Source organism: Ruegeria sp. CJ6 (assembly GCF_056536665.1).
The window spans coordinates 31,717-54,932 of sequence record NZ_JBQFQB010000002.1 but is presented as its reverse complement, the minus strand read 5'-3'; the positions used below and the strand labels follow the sequence as shown (position 1 = coordinate 54,932).

Annotated in this window: 19 protein-coding genes; 6 read left to right on the top strand and 13 right to left on the bottom strand. The window is 58.6% G+C overall.

Annotated elements, in window-relative coordinates:
* Positions 1-157 precede the first annotated feature (157 nt).
* From ACR0BT_RS05920 to ACR0BT_RS05905, 4 genes are all read right to left on the bottom strand, one after another.
* Positions 158-805, bottom strand: coding sequence for a queuosine precursor transporter (locus tag ACR0BT_RS05920; protein ID WP_170394930.1), 648 nt, complete (start codon positions 803-805; stop codon positions 158-160).
* A gap of 91 nt (positions 806-896) precedes the next feature.
* The gene (locus tag ACR0BT_RS05915) at positions 897-1,781 is read right to left on the bottom strand and encodes an esterase-like activity of phytase family protein (RefSeq protein WP_170394933.1); all 885 of its coding nucleotides are present in this window, start codon (positions 1,779-1,781) and stop codon (positions 897-899) included.
* On the bottom strand, positions 1,754-2,617 hold the full coding sequence (mepA, locus tag ACR0BT_RS05910) for a penicillin-insensitive murein endopeptidase (RefSeq protein WP_170394937.1): 864 nt from the start codon (positions 2,615-2,617) through the stop codon (positions 1,754-1,756). The genes ACR0BT_RS05915 and mepA overlap by 28 nt, the downstream gene beginning before the upstream one ends.
* A complete protein-coding gene (locus ACR0BT_RS05905; RefSeq protein ID WP_480436581.1) occupies positions 2,614-3,981 on the bottom strand; it encodes an MFS transporter in 1,368 nt (455 codons plus the stop codon). Before ACR0BT_RS05905 ends, mepA begins: the two co-directional genes overlap by 4 nt.
* A gap of 133 nt (positions 3,982-4,114) precedes the next feature.
* Here ACR0BT_RS05905 and ACR0BT_RS05900 point away from each other — a divergent pair, with 133 nt between their 5' ends.
* The 3 genes from ACR0BT_RS05900 to yaaA all read left to right on the top strand — a co-directional run bounded on the left by ACR0BT_RS05900 (position 4,115) and on the right by yaaA (position 7,324).
* Positions 4,115-4,402, top strand: coding sequence for a YggT family protein (locus tag ACR0BT_RS05900; protein WP_170394943.1), 288 nt, complete (start codon positions 4,115-4,117; stop codon positions 4,400-4,402).
* 78 nt (positions 4,403-4,480) lie between these two features.
* A complete protein-coding gene (recQ, locus tag ACR0BT_RS05895; protein WP_480561901.1) occupies positions 4,481-6,520 on the top strand; it encodes a DNA helicase RecQ in 2,040 nt (679 codons plus the stop codon).
* Between the two features lie 33 nt (positions 6,521-6,553).
* Positions 6,554-7,324, top strand: a complete 771-nt coding sequence (gene yaaA, locus ACR0BT_RS05890) for a peroxide stress protein YaaA (RefSeq protein ID WP_480762713.1) — start codon at positions 6,554-6,556, stop codon at positions 7,322-7,324.
* Here yaaA and ACR0BT_RS05885 read toward each other — a convergent pair.
* From ACR0BT_RS05885 to ACR0BT_RS05860, 6 genes are all read right to left on the bottom strand, one after another.
* On the bottom strand, positions 7,315-7,776 hold the full coding sequence (locus ACR0BT_RS05885; protein WP_170733948.1) for a VOC family protein: 462 nt from the start codon (positions 7,774-7,776) through the stop codon (positions 7,315-7,317). The two genes, yaaA and ACR0BT_RS05885, sit on opposite strands and share 10 nt — an antisense overlap.
* Positions 7,777-7,785: 9 nt before the next feature.
* Positions 7,786-9,999, bottom strand: a complete 2,214-nt coding sequence (locus ACR0BT_RS05880) for a response regulator (protein ID WP_480762712.1) — start codon at positions 9,997-9,999, stop codon at positions 7,786-7,788.
* Between the two features lie 67 nt (positions 10,000-10,066).
* Complete coding sequence (locus ACR0BT_RS05875) at positions 10,067-12,109, bottom strand: hypothetical protein (protein ID WP_480762711.1); 2,043 nt, start codon at positions 12,107-12,109, stop codon at positions 10,067-10,069.
* Positions 12,106-14,868, bottom strand: coding sequence for a DUF4159 domain-containing protein (locus tag ACR0BT_RS05870; protein ID WP_480762710.1), 2,763 nt, complete (start codon positions 14,866-14,868; stop codon positions 12,106-12,108). The genes ACR0BT_RS05875 and ACR0BT_RS05870 overlap by 4 nt, the downstream gene beginning before the upstream one ends.
* Complete coding sequence (locus ACR0BT_RS05865; protein ID WP_170408573.1) at positions 14,865-15,740, bottom strand: DUF58 domain-containing protein; 876 nt, start codon at positions 15,738-15,740, stop codon at positions 14,865-14,867. Before ACR0BT_RS05865 ends, ACR0BT_RS05870 begins: the two co-directional genes overlap by 4 nt.
* Complete coding sequence (locus ACR0BT_RS05860; protein ID WP_170394959.1) at positions 15,737-16,744, bottom strand: AAA family ATPase; 1,008 nt, start codon at positions 16,742-16,744, stop codon at positions 15,737-15,739. Before ACR0BT_RS05860 ends, ACR0BT_RS05865 begins: the two co-directional genes overlap by 4 nt.
* 64 nt (positions 16,745-16,808) lie before the next feature.
* Between ACR0BT_RS05860 and ACR0BT_RS05855 the strand changes: the two genes are divergently transcribed.
* On the top strand, positions 16,809-17,387 hold the full coding sequence (locus ACR0BT_RS05855) for a DUF1285 domain-containing protein (protein ID WP_255611964.1): 579 nt from the start codon (positions 16,809-16,811) through the stop codon (positions 17,385-17,387).
* Here the strand turns inward: ACR0BT_RS05855 and ACR0BT_RS05850 are convergent.
* Positions 17,312-18,319, bottom strand: coding sequence for a DMT family transporter (locus ACR0BT_RS05850; RefSeq protein ID WP_480454488.1), 1,008 nt, complete (start codon positions 18,317-18,319; stop codon positions 17,312-17,314). The two genes, ACR0BT_RS05855 and ACR0BT_RS05850, sit on opposite strands and share 76 nt — an antisense overlap.
* A 179-nt stretch (positions 18,320-18,498) precedes the next feature.
* Between ACR0BT_RS05850 and ACR0BT_RS05845 the strand changes: the two genes are divergently transcribed.
* Both ACR0BT_RS05845 and ACR0BT_RS05840 read left to right on the top strand, forming a co-directional pair.
* Entirely contained in the window at positions 18,499-19,254 is a 756-nt protein-coding gene (locus ACR0BT_RS05845; RefSeq protein ID WP_480591614.1) for a hydroxypyruvate isomerase family protein, read from the top strand.
* 73 nt (positions 19,255-19,327) lie between these two features.
* The gene (locus ACR0BT_RS05840; protein WP_170408576.1) at positions 19,328-19,558 is read left to right on the top strand and encodes a DUF2798 domain-containing protein; all 231 of its coding nucleotides are present in this window, start codon (positions 19,328-19,330) and stop codon (positions 19,556-19,558) included.
* Between the two features lie 45 nt (positions 19,559-19,603).
* On the opposite strand, the gene polA is transcribed toward ACR0BT_RS05840, so the two are convergent.
* Both polA and ACR0BT_RS05830 read right to left on the bottom strand, forming a co-directional pair.
* Positions 19,604-22,405 (bottom strand): DNA polymerase I, encoded by a 2,802-nt coding sequence (polA, locus tag ACR0BT_RS05835; protein WP_480762709.1) that lies wholly within the window; start codon positions 22,403-22,405, stop codon positions 19,604-19,606.
* A 104-nt stretch (positions 22,406-22,509) separates the two neighbouring features.
* On the bottom strand, positions 22,510-23,172 hold the full coding sequence (locus ACR0BT_RS05830; RefSeq protein ID WP_170408578.1) for a YrbL family protein: 663 nt from the start codon (positions 23,170-23,172) through the stop codon (positions 22,510-22,512).
* Positions 23,173-23,216 lie beyond the last annotated feature (44 nt).

Here is a 23,216-nt window from a genome sequence, read left to right as displayed (position 1 = left end):
AGCGAGCGCTCCGCCAAGGGCTGCCTTAACAGGCGATCCCCCCGGTTGTTCCAACACCTCTCTCCAATCTCTTTCTCGACACTGGATCACCTCCTTTTCTATCTGTTGCGGTTAACAAGGAGCGTGACACAAGTTGTGCCAATCTCAAAGAACTTTTTTACGCAGGCTGTGCAGCGGTCAGACGGGCGACGATCACCTTGAACGGAATCAGGGCGATTAGTGCCAGCGACAGTTTCACCAGCCAGTCAGCGAAGGCCAGCGTCACCCACAGCGGGGCCATCGGGCCGGACAGCATGAAGGGCACAGGCTCCCACGCCCAGTTGATCGCAGCGTCTGCATTGGCACCAAAGACGGTAACCGAGGCCGAGAACGCCAGCGTAAAGAAGATCGCGGTGTCCAGCGCTGAACCGACCAGTGTCGACACCAGCGGCGCGCGCCACCAGCGGCCACCACGCAGTGAGTTGAACACAGTGACGTCGGTCAATTGCGCGATCAGGAAGGCGGTGCCCGAAGCGACTGCGATGCGCAGCGGCACGGCGGCATAGGTGAAGCCGTCACCCTGCAGCATGATCTGGCTGCCGATCAGCGAGCAGATGATACCGGTGACAAATCCGGCGAATACGACCTTGCGGGCCGGACCCACGCCGTAGACGCGGTTCATGATGTCGGTGACCAGAAAGGCCAACGGATAGGTGAAGGCACCCCAGGTCAACAGGCCGTCAAGGATCAGGAACTGGACCAGGATGTTTGAGGCCACGACGATCGAGGCCATGGCAAGGATGCCGGGAATAAAGCTGCGTTGCATTTTCAGATGCCCGTTTTGACAAGGTAGCGGCGACTTGGCCCCAGGCTCATCCCGAGGCAGGCCGTGCGTTTAGACCTTTGTCTGCCGCCTGTCAATCAGGCAGCAAGTATTCGACCAATTCAGTGCGTTGCAGAAAGAAGAAGTTGTCGTCGGAAATCATCGTTGCGCGCAGCCGCCCCTGCACATCGCGCCAGACAGAAAGGCCCTCGAGATTGTCATGCGTCCCGGTGCTGGTTTCGAACAGAATCTCTTGTGACACGGGTGCATCATCTGCGATCACCCAGCGCCGCAGTCGCGAGCGGAAGCCGAAAAATGACACCGCGCGCTCTAACACATACAAACGCCCATCGGGCCCAAAATCTGCCGCAACCGGCAGGAACCTTCCACTCGGCGGCAAAACAAACGGCCTTGTCCAGTGGTGGCCATCCCACCGATAGACGAGGATTTTACCGTCTGCGGTGCGGGATTTCTCGGTCAGGGTGTAAAGCCTGCCCCGATCATCGATCGCCAATGCTTCGAACGAGCCATTGCGCTCTAAATCATGAAAAGCCTCCGGGCGGGGCAATACCTTGGCTTTGGCCCCCGGTGTGGAATAATGGACCACTCGGTGCACACCTTCGAACGAGATATATAGGCTCCCATCCGGAGCGACAGCGATCCCTTCGGAATCCCCTGCCCGACCGCTCAGGCTGCGCCCTTTGCTCGAGAAGATGGGTCCGTATCTCAGTATCTGGATATTCCTGATTTGGTCTCCATCCCGGTTGATCCGCGCGGTCACAAGCCTCGACCGGTCGCCGAGCACGATCATTTGCCGGCCGTTTTCCGACAAATGAAGGGCCGAGAACCCGCCAAACCAACCGGCACTGTTGTTCCAGTCAAATCGGGCTAGAAGCGTTGCCGGGCTGGTACCAACTGCCGAAACGGCACTGGCCAACAGCGTTGCAACAATCAGTTGGATTGCAAGACTGCGGCGCATTGCTGGGGAAGGTCCGCCATTCGATATTCACGACGTTTCTTGGGCGGCGGCGCATTTGGATCAGGTGGCGGTGGGTTCAGAATATTGCGCACCCATTGCTGCGCCTCGGCGCAACCATCACCCTTGGGTGGCGGGTCCTGATTTACACAGCCTTTCGATCCTTTCGGGCATTTCAGCCGCACGTGGAAATGATAGTGATGTCCCCACCATGGCCGGATCTTGCGCAGATAGGCTTTGTTGCCCTTCTCGTCATTGCACATCTGCACCTTTGCACCCGGGAATACGAAGATCCGGGCAACGCGCTTGTCCTTGGCGGCTTCGCGCAATACCGCATGGTGCTGCTTGGTCCAGTTGCCGTTTACATACGCGCCGTTCGCGCGGCGCAAGGATATAGACGAGATATTCTCGCGTGCTTTGCGGCTTAGGCGCATGTTATCGCCCGGCAGCATCCAGATATCGATATCCAAACCCAACTGGTGCGAACGATGGCCCGAGGTCATCGGCCCACCCCGCGGTTGGCTGATATCCCCGATATAGAGACCATTCCACCCCGGTTGTTTCGCGGCAAACCGGCTGAGATCCTGCACATAGTCGATCGCCTGAGGATGCCCCCAATTGCGATTGCGCGACAGGCGCATGGCTTGCCAAGTTGGCCCGGTTTCAGGGAGTTGCACCGACCCGGCGGCGCACCCGCGCGAATAACTGCCGAATGCGGCAGATTTTTGCTGCGACCCAACCTTCTGGGCTCCGAATAACTGTTTGGCCAAGGGCTGTGCCGTAGCCACGCCTGCCAGTGCTATTGCGGCCAGAACGGCCAAAAAACGTAGTAAAATCATCTGCTCTGATCCCCTTCCGGTTTCACCCAGCGCATCAGGACTAGGCCCAGAATAAACAACAGAATGATCGGTGACACCCCCAGTCTTGCACTACCGGTTGCTGCTGTTGCTATTCCGATCAATAGCGGCGCTGCAAAGGCGGTCGCCCGACCCGAAAGCCCGTACAGCCCAAAACTCTCGACCGGGGTGGCGGGATCAGTATGGCGTACCATCATTGAACGGCTGGCGGATTGCAGAATACCTCCCATGCCGCCGATCAGAACTCCGCACCCGAAGAACGCCATGTCCGGCAGGCCCGAGCCTACGGGTAATGAAATTCCGTAGATCTGTGTTCGATCCATCGACACAACCGTTACGCAGACAAAGATCAGAACCCAAATCGCAACCAATATCACCGGTTTAGGGCCGTATTTGCAATCCATCTTGCCGCCGATCCATGCAAAGATGGCCGAGGCCAGAACGCTGACGATCCCAAATACGCCGATTTTTATCAGGTCCCATTCAAGCACCAGCCGCGCGTAGACGCCTCCGAAACTGTATAGCCCGTTCAACGCGTCGCGATAGAACATCGACGACCCCAGATAGGTCGCCAGACTGACCCGGTGACGCAGCGCCGCCACGGACTTGCCCAGCAAGCGCAGCGCCTCACCCACGCTACCCTGTTTGTTGGTCTCAGGATCATCCCGAACCCACAGGAAATACGGCACCATGAACAACACGAACCATCCAGCGGTGAAGGGGCCGACAAACCGCGTCCCTTCACGCGTTGCCGCATCCAGCCCGAACAACGGATCCATACCAATCAAGGTCTTGCCGTTGGGCTGTTCAACAAACAGCGCCAGCATGATGGCCAGCGACAGCAGGCCTCCGAAATAGCCGAAGGCGAAGCCCGAACCTGAAATCTCGCCCACTTCTCTATCGTCACCCAGATCGGGCAGCTGAGAGTTGATGAAGATCAGTGCATATTCTGCGCCCACAAAGCCCAGACCAAAAGCCGACAGCATCAACCACATGTTCGAGCCATCGGGCATCGTGTACCACAACGCGGCAGACCCCACCGCGTACATCACCGAAAACCCGAGAATCCACGGGATGCGCCGACCCGAAACATCCGCCATCGCGCCCAACAGGGGCGCTCCGAACGCGATGATCAGCCCAGTTATGGTCAGGCAATTCGCCCAGACGGTCTGCGCCTGCGCCGCCGCAGCATCGGTGTCTAATCCGGTATTCGCATAGTATTGTGCCGCCACCCCGGCGAAATAGGGGCCAAAGACAAAGGTCACCAGCAATGTATGGAACGGCTGGCTGGCCCAGTCGAAAAACCACCAGCCCCAGATGCGCTTACGCTTGGAAATCTCCGCCATCTCTGCCCCATATTATTATTGTTGCGATCATAAGACGGGGCTTTGGGTCAATTCGCAAGCGTTCTGTTGGGGCGCACTTGCTCTTTGCGGCTGTGACGCTTAGGTCTCAGGGCAATTGACGAACGGAGTGCCCATGCTGTCGCTGATCCAAATCCTTCTGCTGATCCTGGACATTGTCTGGTTCATCATCCTTGCCCATGTGATCATGAGCTGGCTGATCAACTTCCAGGTGCTGAACCTGCACCAGCAACTGGTGGCGCAAATCTGGTACGGACTGAACCGTTTGTTAGAGCCGATCTACGGCCCCATTCGCCGCATTCTACCCGCCATGGGCGGTCTGGATCTGACCCCTCTGGTGGTGCTGATCGGGGTCTATGCGTTGCGGATCATTCTGATCAACAACGCGGTCTATTTCTACTGACCTCTTGTTCACCGAATCTTAGTATGTGATGGTCCTGTCTTAAGAGCAGATAAACCATAAAACAGGACCCTCCGTCGCATGTTCGACTCCGCACCCTTGTTGCGAGACGTTTTCGGATTCGACGACTTCCGCCCCGGTCAGGAAGAGATCGTCGACGCCGTGACCGCAGGTGAAAACGTGCTGGCGATCATGCCCACTGGTGGGGGCAAGTCCTTATGTTTTCAGTTACCTGCGTTGCTGCGAGACGGCGTGACTGTTGTGATCTCTCCGCTGATCGCCTTGATGCGCGATCAGGTGCGTGGGCTGCAGGAAGCCGGTGTCGAGGCGGGCGCGCTCACCTCGGGCAACACCCCCGAAGAAACTGATGCGGTGTGGGACGCATTAGAGGCTGGACGGCTCAAGCTTCTGTATATGGCGCCCGAGCGTCTGGCCGCCGGGTCGGCGCTGGGGATGCTGCGCAGGATTAACGTCAATCTGATCGCGGTGGATGAGGCCCATTGTGTCAGCCAATGGGGCCACGATTTCCGCCCTGATTATCTGCGGATCGGAGAGCTGCGGCGCGCTTTGAATGTGCCCCTCGCCGCGTTCACCGCGACAGCGGATGCGGAAACGCAGGACGAGATCGTCGAAAAACTGTTCGACGGTGTTGAGCCGCGCAAGTTCCTGCGGGGGTTCGACAGGCCCAATATCCATCTGGCTTTTGCCGCCAAGGATGGACCGCGCAAACAGATCCTCGATTTCGCTGCCGCGCGCAAAACCCAATCCGGCATCGTCTATTGCGGGACCCGCAACAAGACCGAGGTGCTGGCGCAAGCCCTGCGCGCCGAAGGTCACACGGCCTGCCACTATCACGGCGGGATGGAGGCCGAGGATCGCCGCATCGTGGAAGCTCGGTTTGCGCGCGAGGACGGGCTGATTGTCGTCGCTACGGTCGCCTTTGGCATGGGTATCGACAAGCCGGACATCCGCTGGGTCGCCCATGCGGATTTGCCGAAATCGATCGAGGCCTATTATCAAGAAATCGGTCGCGCCGGGCGCGATGGTGGACCAGCCGAGACCCTGACCTTGTTCGGGCCTGACGATATCCGACTACGACGCTCACAGATCGACGAAGGGCTGGCCCCACCTGAACGGCGCATGGCGGATCATGCGCGTCTTAACGCGCTGCTGGGATTGGCCGAAGCACTGAAATGCCGCCGCCAGAGCTTGCTGGGGTATTTTGGGGAACAGACTGAACCCTGCGGCAAGTGCGATCTCTGCGACAACCCGCCTGAAGTCTTCGACGGCACTACGCCCGTCCGCATGGCTCTGTCCGCCATTCTACGCACCGAGGAATGGTTCGGCGCAGGTCATCTGATCGACATTCTGCTTGCCAACGAGACCGATAAAATTCGCGCACGGCGACACGACAATCTGTCCACCTACGGCATCGGCAAGGACTGGTCGCGCCCACAATGGCAAGCGATCTTCCGGCAGATGATGGGCCATGATTTGGTGCGCCCCGACCCTGAACGCCACGGCGCGCTGCGTATGACAGAAACCGCCAAACCCATCCTGAAAGGTGAGGCGCAGATCGATCTGCGCAAGGATACCATCCGCAAAGCCACCCGACGACCCGCTGTCAAATCGATGGTGTCCGAGGAAGACGCGCCGCTGCTCTCGGCGCTCAAGGCCAAGCGGCGCGCACTGGCCGAGGCCGCTCGGGTCCCGGCTTATGTCATTTTTCCTGATCGCACCCTAATCGAGATGGCAGAAACCCGACCTGCAAATCTGGATGACATGGCGCGGATCAGCGGTATCGGGTCAAAGAAACTGGAACGCTATGGTTCCACTTTCCTTGAGGTGCTGACCGGCGCGGTAGAAGAGCTGCACCCCGCAAGGCGCAAACTTGCCGGCCGCAATCAGGGCGACATTTACGATCAGTTGCTTGAGGTTCAATCGCAATTGTCGCGTGGCCCCGACGGGATCGACAAACCGCTAAGCTGTACGGCCTCGCAACTGGCGAAAGTGGCGCAACTGCACCCGGATGATCCACGAGCGATGGAGCAGGTTCTGGGTGACCGTCGTCACGAAAGGTTTGGCGCGGCGTTTCTGGACGTGCTGCAACAGGCGGGCTAGATACGCCTGAACAGGCGAGAAACGAGGGCGGATATGCTGGTAGTGATTTCCCCGGCCAAGCGGCTGGATTGGGCAGAACGAAACGTCGAATTAACCCAACCCGATTTTCAGGATGACGCGATCCGCTTGTCGAAGACAGCACGCAATCTGACATTGGGCGATCTGAAAAAACTGATGGACCTGAGCGACGACTTGGCCCGCCTGAACCGCGACCGGTATCGTATGTTCTCGGACGCGCCCGATGCGGAGACGACGCGCCCTGCCGCACTGGCGTTTGCGGGCGATACCTATCAAGGGCTTGAAGCCGCATCGCTGGATGCCGACGAAATGGCCTGGGCACAGGATCACCTGCGCATTCTGTCCGGGCTTTATGGCGTATTGCGCCCGCTGGATGCCATACAGGCCTACCGGCTTGAGATGGGTAGTAAACTGAAAACCAGACGCGGAAAAAACCTGTACGAATATTGGCGCGATCAGCTAAGCAAGGTGCTGAACGCGCAGGCCGCCGAAACTGAAAGCAAGGTTCTGGTGAACTGCGCCAGTCAGGAATACTTCGGCGCGGTCGACCTGAAGGCACTGAAGCTGCCCGTTGTGACCCCGGTCTTCATGGAGGACAAGGGCGGCACCCCCAAGATCGTCAGCTTCTTCGCCAAGAAAGCGCGCGGTGCGATGGCACGCTACATCATCCAGCACCGCCTGACCGATCCCAGTGGCCTGTTGGATTTCGACAGCGGTGGTTATGAATACAGGGCAGATCTGTCTGACGACTACAAACCTGTGTTTGTTCGCCCCTATCAGGCCTGATCAAGCAGTGAAGGGTCGTAGGCTACAAGCTCAACGGTGTTCCCTTCGGGGTCTTGGGTGAAGATACCGCGCCAGCCGATCCAGCCGAAATGCTCGACCCGATAAGGCTGGTCGATCTGGTCGTACCAGCGCATGACAGCATCCTGTTCGACAAAGGGCAGCGACAGCGCGATATGGTGCAGGGCCGAGGCGCCCCCTGTTACTGGCACTGCCGCGCCAGTCTGGCCCGATCCACGCTCAGAGCCAACAGATTGGTGAAACAGGGCCAGCACCTGTGTATGTCCACCAAACCCTTCGGCAATCCGAAAAAAGGTGATGGCGCTGTTATGGTCGCCTTGCAATCGCTGCAACCCGATCACCTTCTCATAGAAATACACCATTGCCGCCATATCGGCGCAGCGAATTGCAATCTCACCCAATCCCCGGGGGCGAAAACCGCGCTCATCTGACATAAATCGATCCTATTCCGTACATTCACCTTCTGCACCGACCAATTGGGCATCGGCTGGACGATGTTCCAGTATCATCTTGTGGATCAGTTTCTTGTGCAACGGTTTGGTCATGTAATGATCAAGCCCGGCTGCCAGTATGCCCTGATCATCCCCTGTCATGGCATGGGCCGTCAGGGCCACTATGGGAACATGTCGATCCGTTCCGATCTCGCGCCGCCGGATTTCACCCGTCGCCTCTTTCCCATCCATCTTGGGCATCGAGATATCCATGAAAATCAGGTCCGGGTCGAAACTGGCGAAGGTTTCGACCGCCTCCAACCCATTGGAGACGAATTTCAAATCGATATTCAGATCTTTGATCATCTTTTGAAGGATCAGTTGATTGGTTCGATTGTCCTCGGCTGCCAGAACCCGCATCAGCCTCTGATTCTGCGGAACTTGCGCATGAGTCTCGGGATCAGGGACGCGGTCGTCACTGCGATCCGACTTGAATACAGGTGCACCCAGCGCCATCAGCCGTGAATACAGCTCGGCGCGAGGAATGGGCTTTTGCAACACGCCGTCAATCAAGCGATGGGCCGGGTCGGCATGAATCACACCCGGATTGGCCGACATCACCACAATTGGCAGATCACCCCATCCTTTGTCGCGCAGTGTTGTGGCGAGTTCCAGACCGTCCATGTCCGGCAGATCGTGATCGCACAGCACCAGATCAATAGTTTTGTCCATTGCAGAAAGCGCTTCAGCCCCTGTTGAACACGTGAGCGCCTGAGACCCAAGGCGGCTCAGTTGCTTGGTCAAAATGGCGCGGTTGACGGCCATATCCTCGACCACCAAAACACGGCCCAACTGCCCCGCCAGATCAGGCGGAACGGGCTGCGGACCCTCAGCCGTGGGCAGTGTGATACGGAAACCAAAGCAAGATCCTTTGCCCGCGTCGCTTTCGACCCAGACGGCACCGCCCATCATCGAGATCAGCCGCTTGGTGATTGCCAGCCCCAAACCGGTGCCTTCGAATTGGCGGTTCTGAGCATCCTCAACCTGATTGAATTCACCAAAGATGTGCGGGACCTTGTCGGCTTTGATTCCGATACCCGTATCCTCGATGGCCACGTGGATGTCGCAGGTTTCAGTTGTCGCGTCAGGAACACCGGTCACCCGGATAAGGACATGGCCTTGCGCGGTAAACTTCACTGCATTGCCGACAAGGTTGGTCAGAATCTGCCGAATCCGCCCCGGATCACCCACAAAAAGCGTCGGCAGGAACAGGTCATAGTCCACCAGCAGGGTCAGGCCCTTGTCGCGTACGCTGGGTTGCAACAGCATCGCGACCTCAAGGATACAGCGCTCCAAATCGAACTGTTCGGGGTGCAGCGTCAACTTGTCGGCCTCGATCTTGGAATAGTCGAGAACATCGTTGATGATGACCAGCAAAGCCTCGCCCGAATTGCGAATTGTGCTTACATAGAGCCTTTGTTCTTCGTTCATCGGGGTTTCGGTCAGCAGTTCGGTCATACCGACGATCCCGTTCATTGGCGTGCGAATCTCATGACTCATATTGGCCAGAAAGGCGGATTTGGCGCGGTTTGCGGCCTCGGCCCGTTCACGCGCGGCGTTCAGCTCGGCCTCATGCCGGACCGAGGCTGTGATGTTCAACGCAAGGCTCAGCACGTCACCGCCGTGACCCCGCTGATCAATCAGCCGGATATACTGGCCGTTCCACAACTGGATCACCTCGGGTTCGGGGTGCGGTTGCACCCAGCGTGCAAGCATGCGCGCCTGCCAGTCCGCGATATTTTCCGCGCCGATGTCCACGATCCCTTCATGGGTCAGAATTTCGAGAATACGTGTGTAGCTGATCCCCGGCGCGACCTCTTCCAGCCCATCGAAAACGCTTAGGTAAGCGGCGTTGGCACCGATCAGCGTGTTGTTGCCGTCGAAAAAGGCAAACCCGTCAGGGATAGTCTGGATCGAATGCCACAGGCGGCGTTCAGCCACTTCGATCTTGGCATTGGCTACGGTCAGATCGGATTTGACCTTTTCGTTTTCATCGCGAACCGTCGCAACCTCGGCCTGAGTCTCATCGATCTGACGTGTCAATGCGATAGCATGGCGTCCCAATTTGCGGTTGGCAGCAGACAACTCGGCCTGTTTCAGATGCAACAACCGCTCGGCCGCCAGTCGTGCGCGCCGTTCCTGCGCCAGTTTCTCAGCAAGACTCATGTAAAGTTTTCCCGCGATAATCTGCTCAGAGCATCGCGGTAGAGCATGAAAAAGTGCTTAAGCAGCGTTAGCGACGTCCCTCACGCAACCAACCGGCCAAGAGGAACCCACCGGCAAGCAACAGCACCAGCCAGGGTGGAAGCAACCCGGCCTGTGTAACATCGCGGGTTTCATAGGCGTCGCGCGGGGTCAGACCGATCCAGCCCCGACCTGCTGCCGGCCGGCCCGCACGGACATTCCGGATTGAGGGCAGACCCTCTTCCAACCGGATCGTTCCCCCGCGCAGGCTGGCCAGAACGGGGCTTAGAATCTCATCGGTCGCGATCGTGCGCTCGAATTCCTTTGGTGCAGCAGGACCAAGACCGATCACGGCAGAATGCGCACCCTCTTCCAGACGGTACAGGCCAATTTCAGGGCCGAAGTACTGCGCCTCGAACCGACCGGGCGAGACTTCGTTTAGCGTAATCTCCAAGGTGTCGCCGTTGGGGAGGGTGACGGTGACCGGGCCAACCTTATCCTCCAGCGTTTGACGGATAATACGCATGGACTGGCCGTTCGCTTCGGCCCACAGCGCCTCTTCCTCAAGCTCGGGTTCTTTCATCATCCAATGCGCCAGCCTGCGGAGTAGTTCCAGCTGCGGGCCACCACCCTCAAAGCCGCGGCTCCATAGCCAGGCGTGGTCTGATGCCATCAGCGCCACACGGCCTTCACCCACGCGATCCAACAGCAGCAACGGACGATCATCCACGCCGGTCATGAGCATATTGCCGGACAGCTGGCTGACATCGATCTGGCGCAGCCAAGCGCCCCAAGTCTCAGCATCGCCCAGATCAGCGGTAACCGGATGACGCTGGCCCAGATCGGTGACCATGGGCACGTACCGTTCCTCGTAAACCCGCGCACTGGGTTTTGCGGGCAGGACCGGCCCAAGCGGGGATCGGTACAGGCTGTCAGCCGTGGCAAAATCAGGGCCAGCAGCGACCAGCACCGCGCCACCATTGACGATATAGTCGCCAACATTGTCCAGATAGATCGCAGGCAGGATGCCGCGCCGCTTGTAGCGATCAAAGATGATCAGGTCGAAATCATTGATCTTCTCCAGAAACAACTCTCGCGTTGGGAAGGCAATCAATGAGAGCTCATCCACCGGTACGCCATCCTGTTTTTCCGGCGGCCGGAGGATGGTGAAATGGACCAAATCAACCGAGCTGTCCGATTTCAGCAGGTTGCGCCAAGTACGCCCGCCCGGATGCGGCTCGCCCGATACCAGCAGAACACGCAGGCGATCCCGCACACCGTTCATCTGGATCAGAGCCGTGTTGTTGCGGTCGGTCAGTTCACCCTCGGCCTGCGGGACCGTGAACTGGATGACGTTCCGACCACCATGCGGCAGCGTGATCGGGAGCTCGACGTCCAGACCGATTGGAATAGTGAACTGCTCGGGTTCACCTCCATCGACGGATATCTCAAGCGGAGCGTTTGCAACTCCGGCAGGCGCAGCGCCAGTGTCTTCGACGCGCAGGGTCAGGGTCACGGGTTCACCGATAATGGCGAAGGCTGGGGCGTTACGCACGATCAGGCGCCGATCCCAATCGCCTTCCCGCCCGGTCTGCAACAGATGCATTGGAGCAGGCAGGTCGGGTGCCAGGTCTGCATCATGAACGATGCCGTCTGACACCACGACAATGCCCGCAATCCGCGCACGGGGTTCTTCGGCCAGCGCCGCGTTCAGCGCAGCCATGACCTGCGTGCCCTCGTCACCATCGCCGTCACCAACCTGGATGCGGCGCAGCTCGGTATTGTCTCGAGCTTCGATCTCGGTCGCGAGGTCGTTGGCAGCCTGAGCAGTCTGTTCGGCACGATCCGATAGGGTTTGACTGGCGCTTTCATCTTCAATCATCAACACGATGTCGGTAAGCGGCGCGCGATCTTCGACCTGATAAACAGGACCGCTAAGCGCCCCGAGGATGACCAAGGCCGCCAAGCCGCGCAGGGCCCAGCCCGACAGACCGCGCCAAAGCGCCAGAACCACACCTGACATGGCAATCAATGCCACGGCTGCCAGAAACGGCCACGGGATTAGCGGGTCAAATATGACGGTTCCGGTCATTGTCCCAACCTGTCCAAAAGCGCGGGCACGTGAACCTGATCGGATTTGTAATTCCCGGTCAGCACATGCATTACCAGATTAACCCCAAACCGATTGGCCAACTCGCGCTGTCGTTCTCCGGCATAACCGCGACCCACGGGCAACAGGGACTGACCGTTGCGATCCACCGCCCAGGCCCCGGCCCAGTCATTACCGCCGATCACCACCGGGGTCACGTTATCGTTGAGGTTTCGGAAGGGCATTCCTTCGATCTGCTCGGCATCGGGTGGCGCGGCTTCGACCCAGACCTCGGTGCCAGAATATCGTCCGGGAAAATCCTGCAACAGATAGAAGGCGCGAGTCAGCACGTGGTCACGCGGAACAGGCTCTAACGAGGGGATATTCAGCGGTGCCGCCAGCTGTTGTAGCTTGCGCCCATTGGGACTGGAGGCCCCGAAACCGGCGATATCGGCATCGCGCGTGTCAAACAGGATCATCCCACCCGACCGCAGATAGGCGTTGAGCTTTGCATAAGCTTCAACCGAGGGCTGCGGCTGGTCCGGAGTGACAGGCCAATAGAGCAGCGGAAAGAATGCAAGCTCATCACGTTCAAGGTCGATGCCAATCGGGTCGGCGGGTTCGACCGAAGTGCGAAAATGCAGCGTCTGCACCAACCCACGCAGCCCGGCCAGCGCGATATCGTCGACCTGAGCATTCCCGGTAAGTACATGGGCCAGCACAAGCTCATGCGTCGCGTTCAATGCAAAATCGGTGTCTTCAGGGGTCTGCGCCCGCGCCTCGGGGGCAAGGAACAGGGCAGCAAGCGCAAATGCAACAGGGGTTGCCTTGGCCAAGCGCCCCGACAACGCCAAAGACGCAATCACATCGATTGTCAGCAACAACAGTGCAAGGCCAAGCAACAGCCCTTCCAACGGAGTCTCATTGCTGATCTCCTGACCCCGGATTGGGACGTCAGACGGCCAGACCACCGGGGATAGTACAGCATCCTCGGCAAGAACATTCCGCGCCAGTTTCTGCTTGCCGTTTTCATAAAGCCCCGGGCGCAGGTCCGGCCCGATTTGCCCAGAAACCAGTTCGACTCCATCGACACCGGGCAGCGTTCCTGCGTCAGTCAAAACACCGAAGCCATCCATTATTTGAATCGGCTCCCATACGGTGCCCTGCATCTGAGCCTCTTGACGCGATTTGGCAGCAGAGGCAACGGCAAGCCGGTCGAGCATTTCGACAAACAGCCCGGACAGCGGCAGGCTGGACCATTCCGCATCAGCCGTGACATGGAACAGAACCACCTGCCCCAGCCCCAGCGGTTTTCGGGTCACCAATGGTGTGCCATCCGACAGTGACGCAATGACCCGATCCGCCAAATTAGGATCTGGTTGTGCCATGACCTGAGTGGTCACAGAGACGTCCGCAGGAATCTCCAACCCATAGAACGGCGAGTTTTCAGTGAACGGAGCAAGCCCCTTCGCTTCACCCCAGCTCATGGCGCCGCCGACCGAGCGGCCACCGCTACGAAGTCGAACCGGCAACAGTGCATCCTCAGTATCGCGCCCCAGATCGCTGGCGGCCATGCGTGGGCCGGCAAAGCGCAGCAGTAGGCCGCCCTGTTCAACCCATTCGACGACTTCAGCCTGTTCCGACTCGGACAGCTTGGCCACATCCGCCAATACGATCACATCCGGGTTAGCGGGGAGAACCTCGGCCAGGCCGCCTTCGACAAAATCAGCGGTCGGAATCAGCACCTGTGTCAGGTAGTGAAGCGGCGACAGTAACTCTAACCCTTCGCGGTTCAGGGTACCTGCGATCAATGCCACTTCGCGCCGACGCAGGCTGTCATCTGTCAGTGTAATGGCACCGGCAGAGCGCTGGCCTTGAATCTCGAACCGTGTAATGCGTGCGCGCAGTTCCGATGGAAGCGCAAGATCAATTTCCGCCTGCGTAGAGCCGTTTTCGAACTCAAGATTGGTCGATTGCAGCACCCGCATTGCTCCTGCCGGGTCGCGCCCTTGCGCCAGAACGGTGACTCTTTCCTCTGGTCCTGGATTAGCGCGCTGTACGCTGAGTCGGATTGCGCCGTCCTGATAGGTGGCGGGCAAGATCGCGGTGACAGGTGCAGAGGATTGGTAGACAATCACGTCCCCACGCGCCTGAAGGGCAGAAGTCAAACGATCATGGCCGACATAGGACAGACGGTCGCTGAACCAATGGGTGTCGAAACCACCTTCAACCTGTCCCAACGCGATCAGAGTTTGGTCAATCTGCGCTTGGGTTGGTTGCCACGGCATCGGTGTAAGGCCCGGCAGACGCCCACGCCACGCCTCGGCGGCCTGAAACACAGGTGCCTCAGGCTCAGTCAAACGCAAGATCGACACAGGACGACCCGCCCGCCCGGCTTCCGTCAATTGCGCATCAATCTGATCAAGTGTCGAGGACCAACGTGTCGCGCCCCCCCAGCTTGCATCCAGCACCAGCAGTAGCGGCCCGGATCCAGTCTCATCGCGTGAGGGGTTCATCACCGGCCCTGCCAGCCCGATGATGATCGCTGCGGCTGCCAGCATCCGCAGTAGCAGCAACCACCATGGTGTACGGTCCGAAACGCTTTCATCATCCTTCAATCCCAGCAGCAAGGTGACCGCCGGAAAAAGACGTCGGATCGGTGCAGGTGGGACGGCACGCAGGATCAACCACAAAATCGGAAGGGTCAGAAGACCCAGCAGCACCCAAGGCGCGGTAAATCCGATTCCTGCAAGAACCGTCATTGCGCACCCCCATCTAAGGCGCGATAAAGCCACAACAGAGCCGATTGAGCGCTGTCATCGGTGTGATGGAGCCCCATCTGCCAGCCAGTCGCGCGGCACAGGTGGGTCAGCGCATCCTTGCGCGCCGCTAAGCGATCCAGATAACGATCGCGCAAATCAGCGGCCTTCAAGGTTTCATGTCGAGCGGTGCCACCAACACTTTCAAAAATGGTACGTCCCGAATAGGGAAAGGACTCCTCGCTGGGGTCCAGAACCTGCAGCAACACGCCGCGCACGCCCCGGTCAGCGGCTTTGGTAAGGGCCAGCTCGACCTCGTCCAGCGGCCCAAGAAAATCCGAGATAAACACCGCACGCGCATGCGGGATCATGGCGCGGTGTTCGGGTGGCGCGTAATCGGTTTGCGCATCTTCAGACCAGGCTTGGGCCAGCCGAATGATCTGAGCATTCCCCCTGCGCGGGGGCAGCGTCGTGCCAGTCAGACCAACGCGCTCGCCACCACGCACAAGCAGGATAGCGGTCGACAGCCCCAGCAGGCGCGCACGATCGGCCTTGGTCGGCAAGTTCTTGTCCGAAGCAAACCGCATCGACGCGCCCTGATCGACCCAAAGCATGATCGACTGTGCAATCTGCCATTCGCGCTCACGTACAAACTGCTGATCACCACGCGCCGAACGGCGATGGTCGATCAACCGGCGACTGTCGCCAATCTGCGCAGGGCGGTACTGCCAGAAATCATCCCCCAGACCCGAGCGTCTCCGCCCGTGATCGCCCAATAACACGGTTCCGGCCAGATGCTCGGCACGCGCCAATAACGGCGGCAACCGGGACGCTTCGGCCTCGGAGCGTTCGCGAAGGGTCTGGGCGGCGCTCACGCCGCGGCCTCAGTTCGGACCAGCCCTGTAGCGGTGGACTCAATCAGGTCAGAGAGGCTGTCACCACGTGCCCGCGCCGCGAAGTTCAACGCCATACGGTGGCTGAGAACCGGACGGGCCATGGTCAGAACATCCTCGGCATTGGGGGCCAAACGGCCTTCCAGCATCGCATTTGCGCGCACGGTCATCATCAGAGCCTGCGCAGCGCGCGGTCCGGGACCCCAGGCAACAGTTTCCTTCACTCGCTCTGACACACCTGCCTCATCCGGGCGGAAGGCGCGGACCAGATCGAGGATCAGTTCGACAACCGACTCTCCTACAGGCATCCGGCGCAACAGAACCTGTGCGGCCAGCAATTCCTCTTTGGTGAAAATCTGATGCGCCTCGGCTTCCTCGACCCCCGTGGTAGCCAGCAGAATATCTCGCTCGGTCTGGCGATCCGGATATTCCACGTCGACCTGCACTAGAAACCGGTCCAGTTGAGCTTCGGGCAATGGATAGGTCCCTTCCTGCTCAATCGGGTTCTGCGTTGCCAGCACATGGAACGGTACGCCCAATTCGCGGTCTTCGCCCGCGACTGTCACCGTACGCTCTTGCATCGCCTGCAACAGTGCCGATTGAGTCCGGGGACTGGCACGGTTGATCTCATCCGCCATCAGCAACTCACAGAAAATCGGGCCGGAGATGAAGCGGAAATGGCGGCTGCCATCTTCGGCAGTATCCAGCACTTCCGAGCCCAGAATATCAGCAGGCATCAGGTCCGGCGTGAACTGGATGCGGTTGCCATGCAGGCCCATCACGGTCGAAAGCGTCTCGACCAACCGCGTCTTGCCCAGCCCCGGCAGACCGATCAGCAGCGCGTGACCACCGCACAAAAGCGCGGTCAGGGTCAGGTCCACGACCTTCTCCTGCCCGATAAAGCGGCGGGTGATCGAGGATTTGGCCTCTTGCAGCTTGTTTTCCAGCGCTTCGATCTCGGACACGAGGTCGGCAGGTTCGGACATGAGGTTCCCTTCCGTGGACTGTTATGATTGAAGTGTATCGCGCTGAGAGGAAATGGCAAAAGCAATGAGCGGACAAAAACCCGTGACCCCTTCGCCAGACGGTCTGGCGGCTTCGGTCAAAGCGGCCAAAACGCGGGGTTTGCCGCCCGTTCACCTATGGAATCCTCCGTTTTGTGGCGATCTGGACATTCGGATCGCCAAAGATGGCACTTGGAGTTATCTAGGGTCACCGATCAACAGGGTCGAGCTTGTTAAGCTATTTTCCTCAATTCTTAAGAAGGAAGAGGGTAGGTACTTTCTCGTCACTCCCGCTGAAAAGGTGGGAATCACCGTCGAGGATGCGCCGTTTGTTGCCGTTGATTTTGAGCATGAGGGACAAGGCGAAGCCCAACGTCTGACTTTTACGACGCAAGTGGGCGATACCGCCATCGCCGGGCCCGATCACCCGATCCGCATTGTCCTAAATACGGAAACTGATGAGCCCTCACCCTACATATTGGTGCGCGCGAATCTTGAGGCGCGCATTGATCGCAAGAGCTTTTACCGGTTGGTCGAGATCGCCAGACATCACGACGGTTGGTTTGGTGTCTGGTCGGACGGCCAGTTTTTCCCACTGATCGCATCTGATGTGCTAGAGGATTGAACCGGTCGCGGTTTGCGGTCCTGCGCCAGCACGACCGCAAGCGCCACCAGCGACGCGCCCAGCGCGCGGGTCCAGTTCCAGTCCTCGCCCAGCGCCATCATGATCACCATCACATAAAATGGCGCGATATTGATGTGGAATGACGCCAGGGCGACCCCTAGTTTTCCCACTGATGCTATGAAGAAAAATTGGCTCAGGCCCAGTGAGAACAGTGCGTAGAACACCAACATACCCATCTGCGCCACATCTACGGGGCGTGTAGGCATGACCTCTAGCCCCAGCAATCCGGCTAACGGTACTAGAATGGCTGCGGTCGACAATCCTCCGACCAAGGTAATGGTGCTACGGCCCAACTGGCTAAGCTCGGGGAAGTCGCGCGCAGTGGCCATGCTGGCCCAACAGAACAGCGCGGTAGACACCACTGCGCACATCGCGCCCAGTCCTAATTGTGCCGGTGCCACCGCGCTGGTGGCAATCAGGCCGCCAATGATTGAAATCACCAATCCCAGCGCAAAGCTCCAGCGCAATCGCCGCGTTCCCGCCACAAGCTCCATTATCGTAGCGATCAAAGGCGCACACGAGGCGATAATGGCAACGGTAACTGGGTCGGTCAGCTTCTGCGCTACAAGGATCAGGAACATCCCCGACCCTAGCCCCAAACCTCCAACCAGGAGGGCATGGCCCCAACGGGCGCGCAATACCTGAGCCGGTCCGTCCAGAATCAGCCAGATTGGTACCATGACCAACACCGCAAGAGACATCCGTGCTGCGAACAGGGCGATAGGTGGCCAGCTTTGCAATAGGATCTCAGCCGCCGGGAAACCCGCCGCCCACGTCAGCATCGAAGCCACCGCCAGCGTATTTCCGGTGAACGCGGTCTGTCGACCGTCAGATACAGCTATAGCGGTCCCGCGCGCGGGTTCAGGGCTCATGGCCATCGTGATCAGACCTTATTGTTGGCGCGGCCCTCGCAACGGGATACCGCTTGAGCCTGATGGTCCCTGATTCGAAAGCCTTTATCTGGCCGATTTTCGACAATCTGTCGTTTTCAGTCTCTTTCACGTGGCCGTCGTGATCGTTAGGCTCTGCAAAGTTCGACACCGGATGCCCGATGCCCAGATTTGCCGCCAATCTTTCACTGCTGTTTGCAGAACTGCCCTATCTCGACCGGTTTCAAGCCGCCGCGCAGGCCGGGTTTACGGCTGTTGAAATTCTCTTCCCCTACGACCTCGCGGCCAAAGAGACCCGCCGCGCGCTGCTGTCCAGCGGGCTTGATCTGGTGCTGATCAACGCCCCGCCCCCGAATTATACCGGCGGTGAACCGGGTTACGCCGCCATGCCCGGCAGCTCCGACCGGTTTAAGTCCGATATCCGGCGCGTTCTGCGCTACGCGGATGTGCTGCGGCCAGAGATGATTCACGTTATGTCCGGATTTGCTTCTGGTCCCGAGGCCCTGCGTTGTTTTGTCGAGAACCTGCAATGGGCGGCAGATCTTGCGCCGGCACAGCGGTTTACAATCGAACCGCTCAACCCCGTATCGCAACCTGGTTACTTCTTGAACAATTATGATCTGGCCGCCGAAGTGCTGGACCGCGTCGACCGCGCAAATGTCGGCCTACAATATGACAGTTTTCATGCACAGATGATCCACGGCGATGCGCTGGCGATTTGGCACCGTTTTCAGCCCCGTATTGTCCATGCACAGATCGGGGCTGCGCCGGATCGCTCGGAACCCGGGCTGGGTACAATGGACTTTGCCGCGTTGTTTGCTGCGATGGACCAGTCGGATTACAGCGGCTGGGTCAGCGCCGAATACAACCCCTCAACTCGGCGGACTGAGGACTCACTGGCTTGGATACAGTATTAAACCCTATATGAACGCTGGATTTTCAGACTGAAATGGCGCAATTGAGGGCATCGACACGCCAAGGATGCCTCGCATGATATCTGCCCGCTATGCCAATGCCCTGTTCGCCTTGATCATGTCCGGCCTGATGTCCTGCGTCGTCACCGGCATAGCCACGCTAAAAGCTATCGGCTTCAGCCCTTCAACACTCGGAGACTGGATGGCCTCTTGGGCCTTTTGCTGGCCTATCGCCTTTACCGTCATCCTGACGCTGGGCCCTTTCGTAAAACGCCTGATCGCCCGCCTGGTCAGGCCAGAAGCCTGACCCGCTGCAAAGAGGGCCCGCAGGGCTTGATGAGCAGCGCCGCCCCTAATGGGCCTCGGCCCAGTTCGCGCCTTGTCCGGCATCCGCGACCAGCTTGATATCCAGCTTCACTGCCGGATCAGCCGCCCCTTCCATCACCGCGCGCGCGACCGAGATGGTCTGATCCACGGCCTCTTCGGCCACTTCGAACAGCAATTCGTCATGCACCTGCAACAGCATCTTAGCGGGCAAGCCGTTGATCGCATCCGGCATCCTCACCATCGCGCGCCGGATCACATCTGCTGCCGTCCCTTGGATCGGAGCATTGATCGCAGCACGACGCGAGAACCCCGCATGCGGCCCCTTGGCATTGATCTCGGGTGTATGGATTTTCCGGCCGAACAGGGTCTGGACATAGCCATTCTCTTTGGCAAACGCGATCGTGTCGTCCATATAGCGCCGGATGCCCGGGAAACGTTCGAAATAGCGATCGATGAAACCCTGCGCATCCGCCCGGGGAATGCGCAGATTGCGCGCCAGCCCAAAGCCCGAAATGCCGTAGATCACACCAAAGTTGATCGCCTTGGCCTGACGACGGATATCCGGCGTCATCTCGTCCAACGGAACATCAAACATCTCGGACGCGGTCATTGCGTGAATGTCCAAACCATCCGCAAACGCCTGTTTCAGGGTCGGAATATCGGCGATATGGGCCAGAATCCGAAGCTCAATCTGGCTGTAATCAAGGCTGACCAGCACATTGCCCGGCTCGGCAATGAACGCCTCACGTATGCGCCGACCTTCCTCAGTCCGCACCGGAATGTTTTGCAGGTTCGGATCGGTCGAGGCCAAACGGCCCGTATTCGCCCCCGTAATCGAATATGACGTATGCACCCGGCCCGTATCAGGATTGATATGGGTCTGCAGCGCGTCCGTATAGGTCGATTTCAGCTTGGAGAGTTGCCGCCAGTCCAGCACCCGGCGCGGCAGTTCATGTTCGGTCGCGAGGTCCTCAAGAATGTCCGCCCCGGTCGAGTACTTACCGGTCTTGCCCTTCTTGCCGCCCTCAAGCCCCATTTTGTCGAACAGGATTTCACCCAGTTGCGCTGGCGAACCGACGTTAAAGTTCTCACCCGCCAATTCGTGGATTTCAGCCTCTAATCCGGCCATCTTCTGCGCAAATGCATTTGACATTCGGCTGAGAACATCGCGATCGACCTTGATGCCATGCATCTCCATTTCTTTGAGAACCGGCACCAATGGACGTTCAAGTGTTTCATACACCGTCGTCACCTGCACCTGATGCAACTGCGGCTTGAACAATTTCCACAGGCGAAGGGTGATGTCCGCATCCTCGGCAGCGTAGGCTGTGGCCTTGTCAATCGGCACCTTGTCGAAAGTGATTGCAGACTTGCCCGAGCCAAGCAGAGGTTTGATGGGAATCGGCGTATGGCTCAGATAGCGTTCAGATAGCGTATCCATGCCATGCCCATGCTCACCGCCGTGCATGGCGTAGGACATCAGCATCGTGTCGTCGATGGGGGCAACGTCGACGCCGTATCGCTTAAAGATTTTGGCATCGTATTTCATGTTCTGTCCGATCTTCAGGATCGACGGATCCTCAAACATCGGTTTCAGAAAGTTTAGAGCCTCATCCAGCGGCATCTGTCCATCGGCCAGCGCATCCGATCCGAACAGATCATCGGTCGCGCTTTCACGGTGAGTCAACGGGATGTAACAAGCCTCACCCGCCTCGACACATAGCGAAATCCCGACCAAATCGGCGATCATCTCATTCAAGCCGGTGGTCTCGGTATCCACCGCAACCCAGCCGCGCTCGTATGCCTGATCGATCCATTTCTGCAAAGCCGCAGCATCGCGCACGCATTCGTATTTCGTTGCATCAAATGGGACGTCTTCGGCCTGTGACTCCGCCTCAGGCGTGGATATCTCGGGGATGGCGGGGGACTCGACGCCCAGCTTGTCAGCAATGCGTTTGGTAAGCGTACGAAATTCCATCTCTGCCAGAAACTTCATCAAAGTCTCAGCATCGGGATCCTTCACCTCAAGGTCATCCAGAGTGAAATCCAACGGTGTGTTTTCGTCCAATTGCACAAGTTTCTTCGATAGCTCGATCTGGTCGCGCTTTTCGATCAGGGTCTGGCGGCGCTTGGGCTGTTTGATCTCTTCAGCGCGATCCAGCAAGGTTTCCAGATCGCCATATTCATTGATCAACAGCGCTGCCGTCTTCACACCAATGCCCGGAGCGCCCGGTACGTTATCCACCGAATCCCCGGCCAAAGCCTGCACATCGACAACCCGCTCGGGCCCGACGCCGAACTTCTCAACCACCCCGTCGCGATCGATGCGCTTGTTCTTCATCGCATCCAGCATCTCGACACCGCCACCCACAAGCTGCATCAGGTCTTTGTCAGAACTGACGATGGTCACCCGCCCACCGGCCTCACGCGCCTGAACGGCGAGGGTCGCGATGATGTCGTCGGCTTCATAGCCTTCAAGTTCTTTGCAGGCGATGTTGAACGCTTTGGTGGCTTCGCGCGTCAGCGGCATTTGCGGGCGCAAATCCTCGGGCATCGCTTCACGGTTGGCCTTGTAGAGATCATACAGATCATTACGGAACGTATGCGAGCCCTTGTCGAAGATCACCGCAACATGGGTCGGCGCATCCGGCCCGGCGTTTCCTTCGACATATTTCTGCAGCATGTTGCAAAAGCCCGACACGGCCCCAATCGGTAGCCCATCTGATTTCCGCGTCAACGGCGGCAAAGCGTGATAGGCGCGGAAGATAAAGGCTGATCCATCAATCAGATGCAAATGGCAGCCTTTTCCGAATTGGGTGGTGGTCATATGAGGCTCCTGCGCTGGGTTGCGCCAAGTTGTACAGAAGGGCTGCACGAAAGACGAGGCCACCCGGCCAATTCGTTGCGACCTAATTTGCCCGTGGTCTGGCCTTAGCTATTCGAAAAGGTGCGCTTATCCGCATTCCAAGCCAAGCCTGCTTTTTGCGCGATCAACGAGAACTGTTTGTTCAGCGAGCGATCATTCAGACGTTGGGACAGGCTGCGCAGTGGGATGAGGTTCCGTTCTCCATATCCGTCGATCAGGAAGCAGGCCGGACCAGCGCCCCTTGTCCCGTAGACAATATTCGAACTTTTGACGTCGCGCGCGACGATGTGAAGGTCAAACATCTGCCCGACGAATGCATTCAGCGCATCTAAAACCGGGGCGTCCAATCCACTACGGCAGACTTCATACAGCTTTGGTGCAAGCCCGCCATCAAGGCCAGAAATGCGCTCAACCACAACCCCCGCCCCATGCGTCGTCTGAACCACGCCCAACATCCTGGACAGGGGTGAACGCTCAATTTCCGTCCCGAGTTTCAGCGATACCCGCAGCTCGCATTCCAGCTCTTTTAGCGTGCTGCGATACTGCGCCTCGGGGAACAGTTTCCATGCCAGTCGCTTGCCAAGCCTGTGCGAGACACGATCTTGGGACCGGGTAAAAACTTTGATCAGAAGGTCAGGATGACCGGGAAAGTCATAGACACTGCGCACAGTCCCGTTCGCGATTGGCTGGCTGTCGGAAAGGTCAATCGTTTTGGCTGTGAACAGCATTATCCATCCTCGCCAGTTACGACCGCCTGCCGTCCTGATCGCCC

Coding starts and splice junctions, on each gene's coding strand:
- ACR0BT_RS05905 (WP_480436581.1), bottom strand. CDS start 3,981: ATGGCGGAGATTTCCAAGCGTAAGCGCATCTGGGGCTGGTGGTTTTTC.
- ACR0BT_RS05870 (WP_480762710.1), bottom strand. CDS start 14,868: ATGACGGTTCTTGCAGGAATCGGATTTACCGCGCCTTGGGTGCTGCTG.
- ACR0BT_RS05850 (WP_480454488.1), bottom strand. CDS start 18,319: ATGAGCCCTGAACCCGCGCGCGGGACCGCTATAGCTGTATCTGACGGT.
- yaaA (WP_480762713.1), top strand. CDS start 6,554: ATGCTGGTAGTGATTTCCCCGGCCAAGCGGCTGGATTGGGCAGAACGA.
- ACR0BT_RS05920 (WP_170394930.1), bottom strand. CDS start 805: ATGCAACGCAGCTTTATTCCCGGCATCCTTGCCATGGCCTCGATCGTC.
- ACR0BT_RS05840 (WP_170408576.1), top strand. CDS start 19,328: ATGATATCTGCCCGCTATGCCAATGCCCTGTTCGCCTTGATCATGTCC.
- ACR0BT_RS05875 (WP_480762711.1), bottom strand. CDS start 12,109: ATGACCGGAACCGTCATATTTGACCCGCTAATCCCGTGGCCGTTTCTG.
- ACR0BT_RS05915 (WP_170394933.1), bottom strand. CDS start 1,781: ATGCGCCGCAGTCTTGCAATCCAACTGATTGTTGCAACGCTGTTGGCC.
- ACR0BT_RS05830 (WP_170408578.1), bottom strand. CDS start 23,172: ATGCTGTTCACAGCCAAAACGATTGACCTTTCCGACAGCCAGCCAATC.
- mepA (WP_170394937.1), bottom strand. CDS start 2,617: ATGATTTTACTACGTTTTTTGGCCGTTCTGGCCGCAATAGCACTGGCA.
- ACR0BT_RS05900 (WP_170394943.1), top strand. CDS start 4,115: ATGCTGTCGCTGATCCAAATCCTTCTGCTGATCCTGGACATTGTCTGG.
- polA (WP_480762709.1), bottom strand. CDS start 22,405: ATGACCACCACCCAATTCGGAAAAGGCTGCCATTTGCATCTGATTGAT.
- ACR0BT_RS05885 (WP_170733948.1), bottom strand. CDS start 7,776: ATGTCAGATGAGCGCGGTTTTCGCCCCCGGGGATTGGGTGAGATTGCA.
- ACR0BT_RS05855 (WP_255611964.1), top strand. CDS start 16,809: ATGAGCGGACAAAAACCCGTGACCCCTTCGCCAGACGGTCTGGCGGCT.
- ACR0BT_RS05880 (WP_480762712.1), bottom strand. CDS start 9,999: ATGAGTCTTGCTGAGAAACTGGCGCAGGAACGGCGCGCACGACTGGCG.
- ACR0BT_RS05845 (WP_480591614.1), top strand. CDS start 18,499: ATGCCCAGATTTGCCGCCAATCTTTCACTGCTGTTTGCAGAACTGCCC.
- recQ (WP_480561901.1), top strand. CDS start 4,481: ATGTTCGACTCCGCACCCTTGTTGCGAGACGTTTTCGGATTCGACGAC.
- ACR0BT_RS05860 (WP_170394959.1), bottom strand. CDS start 16,744: ATGTCCGAACCTGCCGACCTCGTGTCCGAGATCGAAGCGCTGGAAAAC.